Genomic DNA, 19,230 nt, shown 5'->3' with positions numbered 1-19,230 from the left:
CCGCGGAGTCCAAGCGTTTTTGTCAGCCGGCGGCGCACCGCACACACGTGCGCCCCAGCCGTACAGGTGCGGGTCTCCAGGAGTCGGGTGCGACCTGTCAACAGCGGGTCGGCGGAGGGCAGGTACCGCGAAATCGTTGGATCAGAACCACTGGGGCCGGCTGTCCGCCGCGGTGCGGTCCAGGCTGTCGAGCAGGTCGAACTGAGGTCCCGTACGCGGTAGTTCCACGCGGAAAAAGTACCGGGCCGCCTGTCGCTTGCCCTCGTGGAAGTCGTCCGTGCCGTCCTTGAGCGCGAGGAACTGCTCCAACCAGATCCAGGCCAGCACCACGTGGCCGACGGCTTCCAGGTAGACGGAGGCGTTGGTCAGGGCGGTCGCGGGGTCTCCGGTCGACCAGAGCCGGGCCGTGGTGCGCCCGGCTCGGCCCGCGGCCTGCTCCAACGAGGCGGCCAGCTCGGCCGCCTCGCCGCCGCCCGCGGTGGCGCGGGCGGCGGTTGCCGAGATGGTCTCCAGGAGCAGACTCAGCCCTGCTCCGCCGTTCGTGACGACCTTGCGGCCGAGCAGGTCCAGTCCCTGGATCCCGTGCGTGCCCTCGTGGATGGCGTTGAGACGGTTGTCCCGGTAGAACTGCTCGACGTTGTACTCGCGGGTGTAGCCGTAGCCGCCGTGCACCTGGATGGCGAGGTCGTTGGCGGCCAGGCACCACTGCGACGGCCAGCTCTTGGCGATGGGCGTCAGGACGTCCAGCAGCAGCCGGGCGCGGGCGCGCCCGTGCTCCTGCTCGGCGGTGCGTTCCTCGTCGAGCAGGCGGCTGCAGTAGAGGCTGAGCGCGAGGGCGCCCTCCACGTAGCTCTTCTGTGCCAGCAGCATTCTGCGTACGTCGGCGTGCTCGATGATGGGGACCTGCGGGGCGTTCGCGTCCTTGCCCGTCAGCGGTCGGCCCTGCGGGCGGGTGCGCGCGTAGTCGAGGGCGTGCAGATAGCCGGTGTAGCCGAGCGCCGTGGCTCCGAGCCCGACGCCGATGCGGGCCTCGTTCATCATGTGGAACATGTACGCGAGCCCGTGGTGGGCCTCACCCACGAGGAAGCCCACGGCACCCGGGGCGCCGCCCGGGGTGTACCGGCCCTCGCCGAAGTTGAGCAGGGTGTTGGTGGTGCCGCGGTAGCCCATCTTGTGGTTGAGGCCGGCCGGCACCACGTCGTTGCGCTCGCCCGGGCTGCCGTCCGGCTCGACCAGGAGCTTGGGCACGATGAACAGTGAGATGCCCTTCACGCCCGCCGGCCCACCGGGGATCCTGGCCAGCACCAGGTGGACGATGTTCTCGCTGAGCTCGTGGTCGCCGCCGGAGATCCACATCTTGGTACCGGTGATCCGGTACGTACCGTCGTCCTGCGGCACCGCCCGGGTGGTGATGTCGGCCAGCGAGGAGCCGGCCTGCGGCTCCGAGAGGCACATGGTGCCGAAGAACCGGCCCTCGACCATGGGCCGCACATAGGTGTCGACCTGCTCCTTGCTGCCGTGCGCCAGCAGCAGGTTGGCATTGCCGATCGTGAGGAACGGATACGCGGCGGTGCCCACGTTGGCGGCCTGGAACCAGGACATGCAGGCGTTGGCGACCACGGTGGGCAGTTGCTGCCCACCGACCTCGTAGTCCATCGCGGCGCCGGTCAGGCCGGCCTCGGCGAAGACCCGCAGCGCCTGCCCGACCTCCGGGATGACATGCACCCGCTCGCCGTCGAAGCGCGGCTCCTCGGCGTCGTTCTTCTTGTTGTGCGGGGCGAAGTGCCGGGTCGCGATGGCCTCACTGAGGTCCAGCACCGCGTCGAAGGTGTCCCGGTCGTGGTCGGCGTAACGGGGGTGGCGGGTCAGGGCGGTGACGTCCAGCCAGTCGTGGAGCAGGAAGTCCAGGTCGCGGCGGGAGAGCAGCAGGGAGTCCATGCGCATGGGTCCGATCGGGGAGGGCAGCGGAAACGGGTACGCGTCCGAGCGGCGGTTCAGACGGTGGTGCCGATGCCGCCGTCGACGGGGATCACCGCGCCGGTGACGTACGCCCCGGCCCGGCTGGAGAGATAGACCGCCACGCCGGCCATGTCATCAGGGCGTCCGATCCGGCGCAGCGGAGCGGACTCGACCACGGCGTCGCCCTGTGCCTTCAGCGTGGCGGCCATCATCCTGGACTCGAACGGGCCGGGGGCGATCGCGTTGACGGTGATGCCCTGCGGGCCGAGTTCCTTGGCCAGTACCCGGGTCAGATGGTGCAGTCCGGCCTTGCTCGCCGCGTAGGAGTAAGTGGGCAGCGGGTTGACGTGCAGGCCGTCGATGGAACCGACGTTGATCACGCGTGCAGGGTCGTCATGCGAGCCGGCCTTGCGCAGCAGCGGCAGCAGTGCCTGGGTCAGCAGGAAGGGGCTGCGCAGGTTGAGGTCCATCACCTTGTCCCAGCCGCTGACCGGGAACTCGTCCAGTGGGGCACCCCAGGTCGCGCCCGCATTGTTGACCAGGATGTGCAGCCGCTCCTCGCGTTCGGCGATCTCCGCGGCGAGCCGGTGGCACTCCTCCTCCTGCGACAGGTCCGCGGGCAGTGCGATCACCTCGCCGAGCTCGGAGAGCTCACGCGCGGCCTCCTCGCAGGCCGCTGCGTTGCGGGAACTGACGTAGACCCGGGCCCCGGCCGCGACCAGGCCTCGGGCGATCATCAGGCCGATACCGCGGGACCCTCCGGTGACCAGGGCGGTTTTGCCGGAGACGGAGAACAGTGAGGTCACGGCGGACTCCAGGGGCGGTGATCGGGCGGGTGCGGACTTTCTGGATACTAAGCGGTCGCTTAGAACGCGTCAACCAGCCTGTTTCCGCCGGGGCGCCGCGACAAGCGGGCCTCGCCCATGCACCTGTGCGGCGGCACCAAAGGCCACGGGCGGCACAGCAGCGGCCGGACGCATCGTGCCGTCGGGCTCCGCACCCCGGGCTGCAGCCCTCGGCGGCAAGCAGGCTGTTCGGGGGAACGGCCGGTGTCGTGCATCGAGGTGCAGGGGTCGGGGCTCCTACGGTCGGCTGGCATGACGCACGTATCGAAGGACGCAGCCGGCCTCAGTCGGCGGACCGCGCTCACCGGGCTCGCCGGTGGGGCCGGGGTCCTGCTGGCAGGTGGCTGTACGCCCTCGGGCGCAACTTCCGCGCAAGGGCCCACACCCAGTCGTACGGGATCGGCCACCGGCTCCGCGGACGGTGCCACGCCCGGGGTGATGACCCTGTTCAAGGATCCGGGGTTCAACTTCAACGGGCTTCTCGCACTCGGCGCCGCAGGCCAGGGTGCCGGCGAAGTGGGCGAGGTGCTCACCGCCGTGAACGAGATCAACAAGGCCGGGCCTTCCGCGCAGACGTACACCGGGACGTTCAAGAACCTCGGTGATCAGCTGATGGTGGCGCCCGTGGCGAGCAAGGCCGGGACGGAGACGACGCGCCTTCGCGCGCTACGGGCATCGCAGTACTACGGCCAGGCGCTGTTCTTCGTCCTCGGCTCCGACGACCCCGGCGGTGAGGAAGGGCTGTACAAGTCCGGGCGCCGCGGCTGGGACACGTTCTGCAGGCTGTCCGCCCCGCCACCGGTGACGGCGGACGTCCCGTACGGGAGGACGCCGCTTCCTGTCTGGTTCTTCAGACCGGACGACTCCGGCGAGCGACGCCCCACCGTGATCCTCACCAACGGCAGCGACGGTCAGAACGTCGACATGTGGACCTACGGCGTCCAGGCCGCCCTGGAGCGCGGCTGGAACGCCCTCGTGTATGACGGACCAGGTCAGGGGCAGTTGCTCTTCGTGGACCGGGTGGTGTTCACGCCGCGCTGGGAAACGGTCGTCACTCCCCTCGTCGACTGGCTGGTCGCCCGCACCGACGTGGACGCCGGCAGGATCGCCCTGACCGGGCTGAGCATGGCGGGCGGCCTGGCACCGCGGGCCGCCGCCTTCGAGAACAGGATCGCCGCCCTGGTGGCGATGCCCGGCGTTCTGGCTCCGTGGCTGGGTTTCCCCCCGGAGATCCGGAAGATCCTCACCCCGGACAAGGCGGAGACGAACAACATCTGGAACAAGCAGGTCGCCCCCGGGTTGACTCCGGCCGAGGCCGCGACGTTGAAGAAACGGTTCGAACCCTTCTCCGTGCCGGCGATGCTCGCCGCCCGCGACGGGAAGATGTTCACGGACTTCTACACCCCCGCCCAGCTGATCAAGTCGCTCGACATCACGGATGTCGTAGGGCGCATCAAGATGCCCACGCTGGTCCTGGACTACGACTACGAGCAGTTCTATCCGGGGCAGCCGCGACAGATGTTCGACAAACTGACGTCCCCCAAGGACTACGTGAAGCTCACAGCTGCGACCGGCGCGCAGCTGCACTGCTCCCCGATGGCCCCGCAGCAGCACTGCGAGGTCGTCTTCGACTGGCTGCAGGAGACGTTGCCCGGGCGCTGACCGCGCGTGACCCTGCGTCGTGGACAACGCTCGGTATGATGCCGCCGCTTCGGCATCCGAAGAGGGCTCCCGCACGGCCCCCCTCACGCGTCACCTGCGGAAAATTCCGACATCCTGTCGGGACGACAGGATTTGAACCTGCGACCCCTTGACCCCCAGGAGTGAGAGCCACCCGCATTATCTCCACATATCAGACTGAATCCGGTCGCAAGTTGTGCGCCGCCGCGCCTGCCGTGCGGTATCGCGCACACCGCGTGGCGCCCAACTGGTCCCCACACCGGCGCGAAGCTGCGATGACACCACCGGCACGCCACACGCGAGGGCTGAGGCAGACCCCAGGAAGTCCCGGAGCCGGCACGGGGCACGTGGGCCGTCGCCGAGATCACCAAGCGCTCGAACAGCCGCTGGTTGATGCGGTTCACAGCCTATTTGTCGAAGAACGCGCACACGATGCCGGCTTCGCCGGAGGCGATGGCGCAGGCCGCCGTCGTGACCGCCTCCAGGCCGGAGGCGTACAGCCGCTTGACGGTGGCGCCGGGCACGGACTCGGGCAGCCCGGCGAGGAGGGCGGTCATGCGGGCGACGTTGCGGTGTCCTCGCCCGCCCAGTTGGCGGCGCCCCAGTAGACGTCGACGATACGCGCCGGGTCGAGCGCGGGCAGTTCGGCGATCAGGCCGCGGATGACGGTGGATGCGAGGTCGTCGGGCCGCACGGAGGACAGGGCTCCGCGCAATTTGCCGATGGGGGTGCGGCAAGCAGCAGCGAAGTGGACGGCGCGCACGACAGGACTCCTGACGGACACCGGACCATCACCCGGTCACGCGGGTCGGGGTCACCGGATCGCGGACACGGGCGATGGATCGCCGAACTATTAATTAGCGCTGCTAGTTTTGGACTATCGACCCCGGCCGACTCTCTGAGAAGATCCGGCTTCACGCCACGTCACGTCACGTCACGGCGTGAGACGAGCAGCGAGGACAGGCCGAGGCACACCACCACGTACGCCACCAGCACCAAGCTCGCGGTCAACGGCCCGGAGACCGAGACGACCCCGGGGACCGAGGTGTTCGGCTTGCCCGACGGGTCAAGGGCGGTGGCGAGCGATCCCGCGCTCGGTCCGATCAGGAGCCGCTGCAACCACTTCAGCGCGGGCAGCGTGCCGGCCAGTCCGGAGACCAGATTCTCCACCGCCAGCAGCCAGAGCAGGCCCACCCCGATGGCGGCCCCGGTGCCCCTCAGCAAGATCGACAGGAGGATGCCGAGGCTCGCCGCGGCCATACTGATCAGCCAGACGGCACCGATACCGCCGAGCAGCGTCGCCGCGCCCGGCCAGTGCGCGCGCCGACCGGTGAGCGCCGCGACGAGCGCGCTCGCCCCCGCGCTCGCCGTCAGCACCAGCACCGTGACGCACAGCACCGACACCGCTGTCGCCCCGGCCTTTCCGAGAACCGCCGAAATCCGTCCGGGCCCTTGGACCAGCAGTGTGCCCCAGGTCCCCCACCGGTACTCCCCGCCGACGAGGACGGCGCCGAGGATCAGCATCAGCGCGCTGCCGAACATCGGGTACAGGTCCACCGTGCCGGAGAGAAACCTGTCCGGCAGCACGCCATTGATCAGCTGCTCGGGATCACCCGACGAGCCGACCGGCTTGTTCCTGATGGCCAGCCAGACGATGTACGGCACCACCACGCCGAAGACCAACGCCAGGCCGGCCCACGCCCCGCCGACGATCCAGACGCCGGGACGCTTGCGGGTCGACAGCAGCTCTGCCTGAAGGACGCCGTTCAACGGTTGACCACCTCCACGGGTTCCGGTCCGGTGGGCCGTTGGTCCTCGACCAGGTCGAAGAACACGTCCTCCAGGGAGAGGACCTGTCTGCGCAGTTCGCTGACTTCCAGCCCGTTCACCACGAGCAGCCGGTTGACGGCGGCCGCCTCGCTCGGGTCGACGGTCATGCGCAGCTCCCCGTCGACGACCGTCGCCGAGCGGACGGCCGGCAACTGCCGTACGAGTTCGGCGGCGCGCTCGGGCGAGTCCACGGTCACCGACACCCCGCCCTCGCCGATGCCTCGGCGCAGCTCGGCCACGGTGCCGTCGGCGACCAGCCGGCCCCGGCGGATCACCCCCACCCGGTCGCACAGGTGCTCAACTTCGGTCAGCTGATGGCTGGACAGCAGCACGGTACGGTTGGAGCGGCGCAGACCGGTGATCAGGTCGCGCATGCTCGCCACGCCTTCCGGGTCGAGGCCGTTGGTCGGCTCGTCGAGGATGAGCAGCGCGGGGTCCTTCAGCAGTGCGGCGCCCACCGCGATGCGCTGTTTCATGCCGAGCGAGCACGCCCGGAAGGCGACGTCCGCCTTGGCTGTCATCCCCACCTCTTCGAGAGCCTGCTCGACGCGGGCGGCGGGCACGGAGGCGTATCCAGCGAGGATGCGCAGGTTGTCCCGGCCGGACAGATGCGGGTACAGGGCCGGGGACTCGATCAGTGCCCCCACCCCGCGCAGGCTGGCCCGGGTCCCGGCCGGGTGACCCAGCACCGTGGCGGTCCCCGAGCTGGGCCGGATCAGCCCCACCAGCATCCGCATGGTGGTGCTCTTTCCGGCCCCGTTCGGACCGAGGAAGCCGTATACCTCCCCCCGGCGGATCAGCAGGTCGAGGTCGAACACGCCGGTTTCCGGGCCGTACCGTTTGGTCAGTCCGCTGGTGCGGATCGCGATGTCGTCGCCGCTGTCAGGCATCGGTGGCCTCCCGTTCGCCGGAGCGGCCTCGCGCGGCCAGCGACAGGACGCCGAGCAGGACCGCGGACTCCGCGGCGAGGATCACCACCGCCCACACCGGGCCCGTCCAGCGCTGCAGGCTGCCGAACCACACCCACATCAACGCGCAGTAGCCCAGCCCGAGAAGGAGCAGCGAGACGATTCCGTAGAGAGCGTAGGCGCGGGTGTCGCGGGGTGGGTAGGCGCTGAGCCGTTCCCGGGCGACGGGGTCGCGCCGGCGCAGTCGCAGCCGCCAGAACCGGTAGGACTCCCGGCGCAGGTCAACAATGTTCAGTGCATGCGTGAGCATCACATAACCATCCGATCGCAAAATCGGCAGCAGACTCATCGCGGCGCCACCGCTGCCGAACAGCAGGAGGCCCGCGGCGAGCGAGCGCCCGAGCCCGCCGTCACTGGCCAGCCACCACCAGACCATCACCGGCACCAGGGCCAACAGGCTGACGAAGACGCCGGCGAACGCTGTGCCCACCCGGGCCCTGCGCCGGTGGAACAGCACGATGTCGTCCGTGCGGCAGTAGGGGGTCAGCATCGGAAACCGCCAGCTGAGCCCGATCTCGGTCACTGTGCCGCCGAAATGACGGCAAGTCACACCGTGTGCGAACTCGTGCAGCACGGTGATTCCCCACAGCAGCACCACCGAGAGTGGCAGGGTGAGCGCCCAGGATCTCTGATGCGTCGCCTCGTGGGTCAGGGTGGCGACATGCGTCCAGACGAGCACCTGGACAGCGCCGACCAGGAGGAGCGCGGGTATCAGGAAAGCCGTCCGAAAGGCGAACGCGAGTCGTGCCGCCAGGTCGGCGCACAGCTGGTCGGGGCGCAGCACCACCCACCGTCGGCGCAGCCAGCCCTGCCGCGCCGCCTGCTTGGCCTCGTGGGCCTGTCTGAGCTTGTCCAGGGCCGCGTCGTCGGCGTATCCGTCGAGCAGTTGGTAGCGGCCGAGCAGGGTGAACATCTGCTGCCAGTGCGCGGGCCCGAGTCTGCGGTCGTAGGTATCGGTGTACTTGCGGCCGATGTCCGTGAGGGTGTGGCTGCCGTCCATCAGCCCCATGATGAAGTGCTCGCGCGGGCCGACCCGGTAGTAACAGCCGGTGCGTGCGTCCTTGACGTGGTGCACGGTCTTCGGGCCGGACCGCAGGGCGGGGCCGAGTACTACCTCCGGCCGGAGCCGGGGCCGGTCGTAGGCCGTTTCGGTCACCGCAGCGCCTCCTGGGGGGCCATGTCGGACAGCGCCTTGCAGATGACGTAGGACAGGTAGATCTCGTCGAGGATGCTGACACCGATCCGGTTGTTGGTCATGTGGACGTAGGAGCTGAGCACGATGGCCAACGCGGCCTGCGGGTCGGGTACGGCTCCCTCGTGGAAGGAGAGGGCTCCCGCGTCGGCCAGTTTCAGCGCTCTGTCGCGGAGTTCGGTGCAGTGGGCGAACCAGGACCGCTCCAGTGGGGTGGGCGAGGCGGCGGATTCGTCCCTGGCGCTGTCGCGCACATGCCGCAGCCGGGGCACCAGGCGTTCCTTCATCCGCTCGTAGCTCCGGTCGAAGCGTTCGTGCTGGCTTTCGCTCGGCTCCTGGTACGAGGTCTCCCACATTGTGCGATAGCGGACCAGGAACTGGGCCACCGCTTCCTCGTCCCGCAGCAGGGCGAAGCACAGCCAGGCGGTCAACTGCGCAGCCTGGCCGAGCAGTACGGTCCGTACATGCACATTGGTGGTCTCCAGCAGGGTGAGCACCAGCTCGCTGGACTCCTGGAAGTGCCATTCGGCCAGTTCCATGCCGGCCGGGCCGCCGTAGCGATCCAGCTCCCGCTCGTAGGGGATGTGGGCGACGCTGTTGTTGTCCCGGAACGGCATCGCGCCGTCCGCCCCGTACAGCTCGTTCCAGCGCTCCTCGCTGTACTCGGCGAGGAACATGTTCTTGTACAGGTCTCCGCTGGAGTTGCGGTCCTCCTCGTACAGGGCGGGGCGCTCGCGCAGGTACTCCTCGAGCGCTTCCCGCGCGGTCCGGGCGACCTCGGCGGCCGCAGACGCGTCGGCCGGCAGCAGACGCAGCCGGACGTGGGGACCCTCCAGCCAGTAGCGGATGAAGAACCACGAGCGCAGCAGACCCTGTTCGCGCAGGCGGGCCACCAGCGGCCGCACACAGTTCACCAGCACCGGGTTGGCGTTCGCGGCGTAGAAGACGTGCAGGCTGATCCAGCCGTCGCCGTCCCACTGCGTCTCGATGCGCCCGCTGTCCCCGTGCCGATCCGTATCGACGCGCTCGCCGTCGTTCGCACCGCCATTGCCGTCCATCACCGCTCCGCCTCCGTTTCGTCGAGTCCGTCGTGTCCCTCGACCCCGTCGTGTCTCTCGAATCCGTCGAGCTGGACCGTGAGTTCGGTGACGTACCGGTGGCCGCCGTCGCGCAGCCACAGCTGGTCGGGCCCCGGCAGCATCTCGGTGAGCACCACCGCCGACTCGCTCTTGCGGACCGCGGTCTCCAGCAGCCGGACGCAGGCGTACGAGTCGAAGTCCACGTACTGCGGCTTGTGTTCACCGCCCAGGGAGGCGAACACATGGCGCGGCAGCCCGGCGGCGCGCTGCCATTGCCGCCATGCCAGGAACCAGTCCTGATCCGCCTGTCCGGCCACCGCCGGCGGCAGCTGACCGGCGGCGAACCGCCACGTCTTGCGCTGCAGGACCACGTTGCCGAGCCGGACGCGCGGCAGGACGCCGCTGTCGCCCTCCGGTATGCCGGTGCCTTCCCACAGGTCGAGCTGGACCATGGTGGTGCAGGAGAAGTTCAGCAGCACCTGCTGCACCTCGGGCAGCGCCATAGGCAGCAGGAAGCCGAGGTAGACGGGGATCACCTCGACGCCCAGCCGGCGTGAGCGCAGGCGCAGCCGGTCGGTCGCCGCGTCGTGCTCGACGACCAGGTCCTCCACCGGGATCTGCTCGTGCGGCGGCCGGAAGCTGGTCTCTCCGGGGCAGACCACCTCGTAAGGGGTCACAACCGGGTGCAGGTTCAGGTTGGTCGCTTCGTAGCCGCCCTTGAGCTCGGCGAACACGGCTCCCTCCGGTACGACGTCGTCCAGCGAGCGGCGCAGTGATGCGGTGAGACCGTCGTCGAGGCAGTGCGCGAACCGGGAGAAGAGCAGGGTGAGCCCGGAGTAGACCCGGTTGACGACCACCAGGGGGTCCTCGGAGCCGTTCTCGGCCAGTTGGAGGAAGAACGACAGCGACCGCAGGCCCTCCGACCGCGGCAGCAGATCCTCCACGGTGGTCAGGAAGCCCTCGTCCAGTTCCACGTCGGCTCCGGTGGCGGAGGCACTCAGGTACCGGCGCTTCATTTCTTCGGCCGCGGCGACCCGGGCGCGGTCGATCTCCGCGATCTCCTCCTGCCGGAACCAGTTGTCGTACGTACGGAAGTCGGTGCCGTCGAAGCGCTGATGACGCATCAGCCGCTTGTTGTAGTTGTCGTAGAAGTCCTGGTTGAACTGGTGGGCGAAGGAGAGGAAGTCCTCGCAGCGTCCGCCTTCCCCATAACGCGCGCGGAAGAACCCCTTGGTGACGAGCCTGCGTACGGCGTTTCCGTCGAAAGCCGGGAGGATTCTGGCGAGTTGGCGCAGCACCGGGGTTAGTTGCCGGGTCCAGGTCGAGGCGTCGCCGGTCACCGAGAGCCCCGGCAGTGTGGTGTCCTCGTAGACCAGGGTGCGAAGGACCGGGATGTCGTCGTGGCCCAGCAGGCGGTACGTCTCGGTCACGGACTCCTTGACCTGCGTGAGCAGTTCACGCCTGCGCCGCAGTCCGGCTCCGGCGAATCGCGTGACGTCCGCGCCTATCCGCTCCACGAGCACGGCGACGTCGTCGGCCCAGTCCGCTCCCAGTTTCCGCAGCCCGCTGCGGTAGGTGCCGACCGGGTCCGGGTCGTGGATGTCGATGTGCAGATCCGGAACGACGAGCAGGCCCAGCCTGAGCAACTGGGCGAGATACCGCTCCACTTCCGGTTCCGGTCGCTTCGGGTCCATCGCGCACAGCCGCTGTACGGCGTCGGCGAACCGCAGCCTCGTGCCGTCGCCGAACAGCGTGAGCACATCGGCGAGGGCGTCCCCACCGGGCAGGAAGAACAGGCTTTCGTGCACCGCGTCCAGGGTGACCGCCGCGTCCGCGTTGCCGTCGGCGCCGCGCAGCTTGCGCAGGTAGCGGACCCGGTCGCGGTGCACCTGGAGTCCGCTGGTGGCCCGGAGGGGAAGATCATGACGGACCTGAGGGCTGGCGGTCAGCAGTTCCGAGAGCCTGGCGAGTACGGCGATGTTCAGTCGCGTGCTGCCCCGCTTGTCCCATCCTCTGACGGTCGCGGCGAGCGGCCTCCCGTCAGCCTCGGCGAAGGCGCCCGCGGAGACCGCCGTCAGGGTGCTGAACGGGCTGGTCTTGCATGCCGTGCGCAGCAGGTACTCCAGCAGCGACCGTTCGATCCGCCGTTCCTTCTTGCTGAGCGGGCCGTCGGCGCGCTCCAGGTAACCGTCGAGATACTCGTCGAGCAACGGGGACGAGAGCTGGATGCCGTACCGCAGGTCCGTCTTCGTCGCCGCACGACGCAGCTCCCGTCGGCCCGCGGCGATCTCCTCGGCCAGGATGCCGGAGCCGGTCCGCAGCAGCGCCTCGTGACGCTGCCAGTCGGCGAACCACGCGCGCAGCTCGGCGAGTTCGCCGGCCGACAGCAGCGGCTCGGCCGCCGCCAGGCCTCGCGGAGCGCGAACGTTGAAGACGTCACGGCGCAGATTGATCAACGTGCGGCGCGCCGCCGGATCGTCGAGGCTGCGTGCCACGCGATCCTGCAGGGAGTCGGCGAGCCGGGCCCCTCGCTCACGCAGCCGCAGCCGCGCGTCGAGCACGTCGTCCGCCCATGACGCGCTCGCCGAAGTGGCCAGCGCGCCGGCGGTTTCGAAGGGCAGACCACCGACGCGCAGCATGAACCTCGGCACCAGGTGCCACTTCACGCGCTCCGCGGTCTCGTGGTGCTCGGGCAGGGTCGCGGCCGACGCCGCACGTGGCGTCATCGACGGCATCGCGGATTGCATCGCGCTGGATTTCACGGATCAGCCCTCTCAGTCCAGCCGACAGTCGAAGTCCGCGCTGTCCGCGCGTTCATGGCCGAGCAGCACGAAGAGGAAGGTTCGCTCGTCACCGTCCTCGAGGCCGGCCCACTCGTCGATGGCGATGTTGTCGAAGCCGAGTACCGCCCCGCAGCCGACGCCGAGCGCGGCAGCGGCCGTGTAGGCCGTCTGCGCCACCGCGCCCACCTCGGAGTTGAGCACCCGATAGCCGCGGCTGCCATAGGCGTCGAGCGTGCTCCGCCAGCGCCCCGAGATCGCCAGCACGGCGCCGACCTGCTCCAGGTTGTAGTTGCTCAGGTAGTAACTGCGTTGCAGCTTCTCGGCGAGCGGCATCTCGCTCACCACCCGCAGTCGGTGACCGCTGCCGTCGTAGCGGTACGTCCCGCTCGGCAGCCCGCTGACCCGGTTCGCCAGTACGTACAGCCCCGTCAGCCCGACCTCCTCGGGCACCACGTCCGAGAAGTACCGCTGTCCCGAGACCGTGCCCGCCAGTACGGTGGCCAACTCGTCGAGGCGCAGGGGGCGGGAGCGGGTGAACGAGCCGAAGCTGGTGCGCCGGGAGCGCAGCGTCTCGCCGACGTCCGGGCCCAGCCGGTCCGTCAGCGGCTCGGGCAGTACGACATCCTCGCCCCCCGCGGGCGCGACCGGTACGAGACCGCGCGCCACTGCGGGTTCCGGGCGCTCACGGCGGTCGGCCAGGACCGCCCGGTGCACCTGCTCGATCTGCTCGAAGGTGCGGGTGCGCGCCGACCTCTCGAAGCTCGGCCGGTCGATCAGTCCGCCGCGGTCCACCGGATCGGCCGAGTCGGTCCGACGCTCGACCGGCAGCCCGAAGGACAGCGGAACCACGGCCAGCGCGCACTCCTCCTCGGTGTCGAGCCCCAGCAGTCGACTGAGCCGCTCGTCGTCGAACCACAGCACGCGGTTGACGCGTCGGCCCATGCCCCGTGCCATCAGCTCCCAACTGCCCAGCAGGGCACCGGCGTCCTGGGTCACCACGTGGTAGCAGAAGCTGTTGTATTTGAAGGAGTTCTTCCAGTAGCGCACGGTGACCACGAGGAAGCCGTCCGCCTCACCGAGCCCGGCCCCAGCCCCAGCTCCGGCCTCGGACTCGCAGGCCGCGCGCACCTCGTCGGTGAGATCGCCGGCCATCAGCCGCTCGAAGCTGTGGTGCGCCGTCGAGTAGTGGTAGACGCCGGGGGTCAGCGGGCCGCCCGCTCCCGCGACCCAGTACACCTCCAGCGGATACATTCCGCCCCCGGAGGCAGTGCCTCTCCCCCACAGCGCCTCCGGATACAGCACCCGCACATGGCTGTCCTGGTTCCAGCTCACCCGCAGCCTGCGGTCGAGAACGCCGTAGGACAGGCGCAGCAACGCGGCGAGCGAATCGATGGTCCAGGGAGGGCCCTGGTCGGCGGGCGGTTCGCCGAAGAGTACGTCCGCGGCGCCGGCCAGCGGCAGACCGATGCCCGGTGGCAGCGGGAAGCGCCGTACCCCCAGGTAGGTTTTGTGCCGGGACGGCTGGTCCTCCCAGTCGGGGCTGAAGCCGATCGGCTCCATCGGCTCCCGGCCGCGCCGGAACACCGACCCCACATAGTCGCTCACGACCTGCGTTCGGTCCTCGGACACGGAATCTCCTCCTTCGGCCGGGAGCGGCCGACCTCGCGGGCGGGATGGACGGCCGGGTCTTGCGCTGACGGGGCAGACGCTTACGGGAACGGGTGCGGCCGTCGGTTCAGCCCGGTGGGACCGAACCCCTCGTCGCGGGCGTGGATCTCGGCCAGTTCGCCGTCGAGGTAGGCCCGCAGCCGGGGGTGGGCCAGCGCGCGCTGCCGCTCCCAGCCGAAGTCGATCGGCACGAGTCCCGGCGCCAGCACGCTCAGGGTGCGAATGCCGGTGCCGTCCTGCTCCGGGCAGGTCTGGTCCACCGCGACGACGTCGCTGCCGGCATCGCGCAGCCGCTCCATCACGAACCGCGCGTCATCCGCGAGGTCCAGGCTCTCGGGTCGCTGCGCGAGCCAAGAGCCGTACAGCTCGTCCATCGACCGGGGCGGCGCCGCGTCCAGCAGGAAGTCGCACGCCGACGCCATCTCCGGCAGGCCGTACAGCAGCGCGTGGTGGGTGAGTTCGTGCACCCGGTTGTATTCGGTGACCATCGCGCGCAGGTCGGGTAGTTTCGCCTCCACTCGTTCGTCCATGCCCGGGATGTAGGAGGCCGTCTCCGCGATCGCCGCGCGCACCGCCTCCACGGGGTCCAGGCTCGCGCCCGCCGCGAAGCACAGCCTGCCGAGACCGCCGTCCAGCCGCTCGGCCACCGCCATCACGGCGGGCACTGGGATGTCCACCCGCATGTCGAACAGCCGCATCCGGTAGCCGAGTCTCGCCACCCGGTCCAGTACGAACTGGACCTCCTCGTCGACGACGGTCGCCTGATCGATCTCCGGCAGCTTGGCGCTGCCGTACCAGCACAGCAAGAACGCGTCGCGCTCGATGAGTTCGAGCATGCCGTGCAGCAGTGCCTCTTCGACGCTGCTGCCGCTGGCGCAACCGTTGGAGCACTCCTGGACGAACTTCCGGTCCGGGCGGCGGTCCAGGTAGAAGACGAACTGCTCGGGCACAAGGAGCGGCCGCTGCTCGCTGAACGAATAGCCCCACACCCAGTGGGTGGGGGTGTCCGGATGGTAGGGCTGGTAGTAGTCGTTGTGCCCGATGTAGAACTCCGGACGGTACGAGCCCATGCTCGTGGGGTCGAGGGCGTCCGGCGCCAGCTCGCTGTAACTGGCGTACGCCTTAGGCCGCTTGGCCCGTGGGAACTGTCCCGCGTAGCGCTCCAGCCCCTCCAGGATGCCGTACCGCTCGCTGCTCGCCGAGCTCTGCGACTGCCCGCTCCACCACATCTCGTGGTAGTCGTACTTGCTGCGTACCCGGAAGTACCCGCTGACCGGCAGGGTGGCGCTGCACTGGTAGACGCGGCGGGCCGCACTCGCCAGCGCTCCGCACACGTCGTTGACCAGGCCGGTGGTCGGCAGCGTCAGATCCGCCGCCGACGCGCCCCGGTAGGTGGTCGGACTCGGCTTCGGTCGCGGGCTCAGGGGCAGCGTCGCGCCCTCGGCGGTGTCGGGTACCGGGGTGGCGCACCATTCGCACTCGGAGTCGGCGATCAGGTCATGGCGGCTGGCGGTCAGGTCGCGAGTCCGCAGTTCCACGATCCGTCCGACCCGCCGTTCGCCGGGGGCGACGTCGCCGTCGGCCGTCTCCGCGCGCACGATCTGGGCGAGCTGTTCCAGGGCGAAGGGGGTGAGCGAGGATTCGTCACCCGCCATCCACACGTCCGCGCCCTCCTCGATCGGCCGGCGCTCCTCGACCGGGCGCAGCGCCAGCCAGCGGCGGTCCAGGCAGCGTCCGCACGGCTGACTCGTGCCGTCGGCCCGGTACAGCGGCCCCATCAGCACCGTCCCGCCGTACAGGCGCACCGGGTAGACCAGTCCGTCGGCCGCCGGCGCCCCGCTCGGCGCGGTTCGCGCGGGCAGTCCGAGCACCCCGACGTCAACCGTGACGCCCGGGCCGACGCGCCCGGCCAGATGGCCGCGGAGGACGTCGATCACCCGGGGTTCGTCCAAGACCGTCGCGGTGGTCACCGCGTTCGACACCACATTCATCCGTCCACCCAGTCGCTCCGAAGATGGGGGGTGCCGCTGCCTGTCTTGTCGACGGGAACCGCGGTGTTCCACGGGGACCGTCGCGCCAGGCAGCCGCACTTTTCAGCCTGACAACCGGGCCGGTGGCAGGTGCCCACCGGCCCGATCAGCCACCAGCCGTCAGCTGGTGCTGCTGCTGCAGGAGCAGCAGCTGCTGGTGGAGCACGAGCAGCAGCTGGAGCACGAGCAGGAGGAGCTGGACCACGCCAACTCGACCGACTCGTCCGTCATTTCCTCGATCTCGAACGTCGCACTCTCCAGAACGCTCAGTTCGTCCTTGAGCTCAACGGACATGGCGATCCTCCCATTTGGTCGGATGTGCACCCCGGAACGGGTGTTCCGAGAACCGTGGCGCGCCTCAAGGGCACGGACCGGCCCGCTGCCCCGCTATTTCTCAGCGAGCAGGATCGTTCCTGCGACCATCGTGCGGATCGCGCGCAGGTCGATGGTGGTCGTGTCGACGAACAGGGCGCGCGTGCCGTCGGCATCCAGCAGGCCGAGCGCTTCGGACATCGGCACCCCGGGCTGGTCGAAGGACCACTCGGCCTTCGCGTCGCCCTCGGCGAGAGTCCTGGGGTCGAAGTCCGCCACCAGCGGGTCGCCGAGGTCCAGGGGCACGCCCTCGTAGTGCCGGCCGACCGCGAGGCCGACGGCGCCCCGTACCGCCTCGCGTACCGCATCGCGCACCGACAGGGCTGAGCCTGTCGCCCAGTCGATCGCCCCGCCGTCGGCGCCCTCGACCACGGCGAGGACCGCGAAGGACGGTGCGGCGCCGGGCAGCGCGTAGACCCGGGCGCTGCGGCCGATGTGCCGCAGGCTGCCCAGCGCGAACGCCGTCTCGTCGTCGTCGGCCAGCCATTCCTCGGTGAGCGTGCGGGCCGGTTCGTCGCCGCGTATCGCGCGGACGAGCCCGCGATGCGCCAGCGCCGAGCACAGCCCGCGTTCCTGTACGTCCGCTACGGTCCAGCCGGCCGCCGCGCCCGCGGGGCTCGGCTCGAACTCCAGCCGGGAGTTGGCGGGCGACAGGGAGTGGACGGCCGCGGCCGGCACCTGCCACTGGCTGCCGTCGTGCAGCGACACCGCGAGCAAGCCTCCGCCCGCCGGCCGCTCATCGGATGCGGGCAGGCCGCTGAACAGGGTGAGCTGCTCGGCCGCAACCACTTCGGCGTCTTCCGGGAGTGCCCCGTCCGGCAACCCGACGGGGCCGAGCCGGCCCACGTAACAGGCGACCGCCGCCTCCACCGCGCGAGTGCGAGCGACCAGGACCGTGTCGATGTCGAACCCGACCATCTCGCGCGGCCCGTCGGCCGTGGAGCCGGCCGGACCCAGCCGCACCCGGCCCGTCTTGAGCGGGATCTGCCGGATCGAGTCGTCGGTCCATCCGGACAGCACGCCGCATTCCGGAGAGACCAACGCAGCCGCGCGCCCGTAGGCGTCGCTGTCGTCCGCGGGCGGCCGCACGGCCTCGTCGGGTTCCACCCGCTGGTGCCGCATCGGGCATCCGGGGTGGGGCAACACCCGTTCGCGGCGGGACTCCAGCGTGGTCAGATCCTGGATCACGGCGTGCCGCTCGTCGTCCGGCTGCAACTGGCCGGTGCGCAGCCGGAAAATCTCGAACGCCACGGCGTTGCCGACCATGGACTGCGCGACCTGGCTGCCGCTCGGGGCCTCGGCACCGGTCGGGCCGATGGCCAGTCCGCGCCAGAAGTCGGTCATGAGCCGGGGATCGGAGTTGGTGGACAACCGAAGCTGCGCGCACACCCAGCACGGCTGCTCCGCGGGTCCGGAGATGGGACCCACCACCATGCGGTTCGGGTCGGCCACCACCGGGACCAGTCGCGGGCCTTGAGCAACGCCGTGCAGTCGTCTGGTCAATTCGAGCAGCGCACCGCTGCCGGAGCCGTCGACCACAGCCACCACGACGTCGAACAGGGTCAGGTCCTCGGGAGCCGACGGCAGTACGACGATCTGCGCCGGCGCGTCCGCGTCGGCGAGCCGAGCCGTCTCCGCGTCGAATTCCCGTCCCCACTCGGCATCGTCCAGCGATATCTCGGCCAGCCCGTTGCGCAGGAGACCGCGCACCGCTGCCGCCGCTACGCCCCCCGGTGGGCCGCTGACCAGGACCCGGGAAGAGCGGAATCGAGCGAAGAGTTCCTGTGGCGTCCGCTGGTCCGTGTGCATGAAATGTTCTACGAAGTTGATCTGCGGCGCGAACAGATCCGATACACCGGCCGGCAACATCCGCTCGTGAGGGCGCGGGACGGCACGGGCGAAACCTCTGGCGAGCAGGGTGCGCATCAGGCCGACGGCGGTTTTGCGTCGACTCTCGTCCAGACCTTCACATAATTCCGTCATGGTGGATTCGCCGGTCATTCGAGGACCGAGGGCGGACATCCACTCATATGCGCCGGCGCCTTTGAGGACGCAAGAAGTCTCTGAACTCCTGAGATAGATACCGGTGTCGACACGAAGGAATACCACGTCATTACGCAACCGGGGTCTTATCTCCATCAGAGGTGCACTGTCGATCATTTGCATATCGCCCCTTCACAGGATCGAACGCCTATCGACGGTGGGGCATCGCTACCCGCGTCCACCGGGGAGGATTGTGTCGCCCCTGTAACGACGACGTCAATACTCCGCACCGACTTCAACGAGCGAGGTGCAATTCGATCACTTACGGCTCACCACCGGCCGACGGAGCCTCAGGACCGATATGTCACTGCCCCTGCGGAATTATCACGCTCCGCCAGTGGAGCATTCTGGGACTCCTCGGGCCACAACTGGCCAGGCCTTGGTTCGGCGAACAACGCACAACCCTCGGGCGAAACACAGCCGAACCCTTCGCGTGTTCAGCAGGTCCCAGTTGACGAAGCATAATTTATTCGGTCGAGTTCGCCCCATGTCGGACAGTGTCCTCGGCAGCTTGCGCCCGACCCGCCCGCAAACACGATTCCGGGCATGATCCTCTTTGCGTCAGAAACCTCGTCCACGCTGGTCAGACTGTGAACGGGGCATCGTCGTGGAGCCGCATCGATCGGCCGTGACGGTGGAGGCCCCGCTGGATGATCGCCGACCGGATTCCGGCCACCGTGAGTCGCCGCGAGAATGATCCTGTGCGCGTGCGAACCCTGGGCAACAGTCGCACACCGGACCGCGGCGGGAACGCACGGTTCCCCACCCCGCGCGCCCCGCC

General features: G+C 69.5%; 11 protein-coding genes and 1 pseudogene. 1 reads left to right on the top strand and 11 read right to left on the bottom strand.

The window, feature by feature from the left end:
• Positions 1 to 141: 141 nt before the first annotated feature.
• On the bottom strand, positions 142 to 1,938 hold the full coding sequence (locus tag OHA03_RS36590; RefSeq protein WP_323181400.1) for an acyl-CoA dehydrogenase: 1,797 nt from the start codon (positions 1,936 to 1,938) through the stop codon (positions 142 to 144).
• Between the two features lie 56 nt (positions 1,939 to 1,994).
• Complete coding sequence (locus tag OHA03_RS36585) at positions 1,995 to 2,765, bottom strand: SDR family oxidoreductase (protein ID WP_267008329.1); 771 nt, start codon at positions 2,763 to 2,765, stop codon at positions 1,995 to 1,997.
• Positions 2,766 to 3,056: 291 nt separating this feature from the next.
• On the opposite strand from OHA03_RS36585, the gene OHA03_RS36580 reads away from it, so the two are divergent.
• On the top strand, positions 3,057 to 4,466 hold the full coding sequence (locus OHA03_RS36580) for a S9 family peptidase (protein WP_267008328.1): 1,410 nt from the start codon (positions 3,057 to 3,059) through the stop codon (positions 4,464 to 4,466).
• 440 nt (positions 4,467 to 4,906) lie between these two features.
• Here the strand turns inward: OHA03_RS36580 and OHA03_RS36575 are convergent.
• From OHA03_RS36575 to OHA03_RS36535, 9 genes and pseudogenes are all read right to left on the bottom strand, one after another.
• A pseudogene (locus OHA03_RS36575) lies at positions 4,907 to 5,247 on the bottom strand (3-oxoadipyl-CoA thiolase); the annotation flags it as partial.
• 161 nt (positions 5,248 to 5,408) lie between these two features.
• Positions 5,409 to 6,254, bottom strand: coding sequence for an ABC transporter permease (locus OHA03_RS36570; RefSeq protein WP_267008327.1), 846 nt, complete (start codon positions 6,252 to 6,254; stop codon positions 5,409 to 5,411).
• The gene (locus OHA03_RS36565) at positions 6,251 to 7,204 is read right to left on the bottom strand and encodes an ATP-binding cassette domain-containing protein (RefSeq protein ID WP_267008326.1); all 954 of its coding nucleotides are present in this window, start codon (positions 7,202 to 7,204) and stop codon (positions 6,251 to 6,253) included. Before OHA03_RS36565 ends, OHA03_RS36570 begins: the two co-directional genes overlap by 4 nt.
• Positions 7,197 to 8,438 carry a M50 family metallopeptidase gene (locus OHA03_RS36560; RefSeq protein WP_267008325.1) on the bottom strand — a complete coding sequence of 414 codons (1,242 nt, stop codon included), beginning with the start codon at positions 8,436 to 8,438 and terminating at the stop codon, positions 7,197 to 7,199. The genes OHA03_RS36565 and OHA03_RS36560 overlap by 8 nt, the downstream gene beginning before the upstream one ends.
• Positions 8,435 to 9,532, bottom strand: a complete 1,098-nt coding sequence (locus OHA03_RS36555) for a thiopeptide-type bacteriocin biosynthesis protein (protein WP_267009596.1) — start codon at positions 9,530 to 9,532, stop codon at positions 8,435 to 8,437. Before OHA03_RS36555 ends, OHA03_RS36560 begins: the two co-directional genes overlap by 4 nt.
• Positions 9,532 to 12,279 (bottom strand): lantibiotic dehydratase, encoded by a 2,748-nt coding sequence (locus OHA03_RS36550; protein ID WP_267008324.1) that lies wholly within the window; start codon positions 12,277 to 12,279, stop codon positions 9,532 to 9,534. Before OHA03_RS36550 ends, OHA03_RS36555 begins: the two co-directional genes overlap by 1 nt.
• A gap of 48 nt (positions 12,280 to 12,327) precedes the next feature.
• Entirely contained in the window at positions 12,328 to 13,965 is a 1,638-nt protein-coding gene (locus OHA03_RS36545; RefSeq protein WP_267008323.1) for a SagB family peptide dehydrogenase, read from the bottom strand.
• Positions 13,966 to 14,045: 80 nt separating this feature from the next.
• Positions 14,046 to 15,995 carry a TOMM precursor leader peptide-binding protein gene (locus OHA03_RS36540; RefSeq protein WP_267008322.1) on the bottom strand — a complete coding sequence of 650 codons (1,950 nt, stop codon included), beginning with the start codon at positions 15,993 to 15,995 and terminating at the stop codon, positions 14,046 to 14,048.
• A gap of 426 nt (positions 15,996 to 16,421) precedes the next feature.
• Positions 16,422 to 18,407 carry a TOMM precursor leader peptide-binding protein gene (locus OHA03_RS36535; protein ID WP_267008321.1) on the bottom strand — a complete coding sequence of 662 codons (1,986 nt, stop codon included), beginning with the start codon at positions 18,405 to 18,407 and terminating at the stop codon, positions 16,422 to 16,424.
• Positions 18,408 to 19,230 lie beyond the last annotated feature (823 nt).

It is taken from the genome of Streptomyces sp. NBC_00154 (genome assembly GCF_026342835.1).
Taxonomy (GTDB): Bacteria; Actinomycetota; Actinomycetes; order Streptomycetales; family Streptomycetaceae; genus Streptomyces.
The sequence above is the reverse complement of the archived record's forward strand: the minus strand, read 5'-3'. Positions and strand labels throughout refer to the sequence as shown.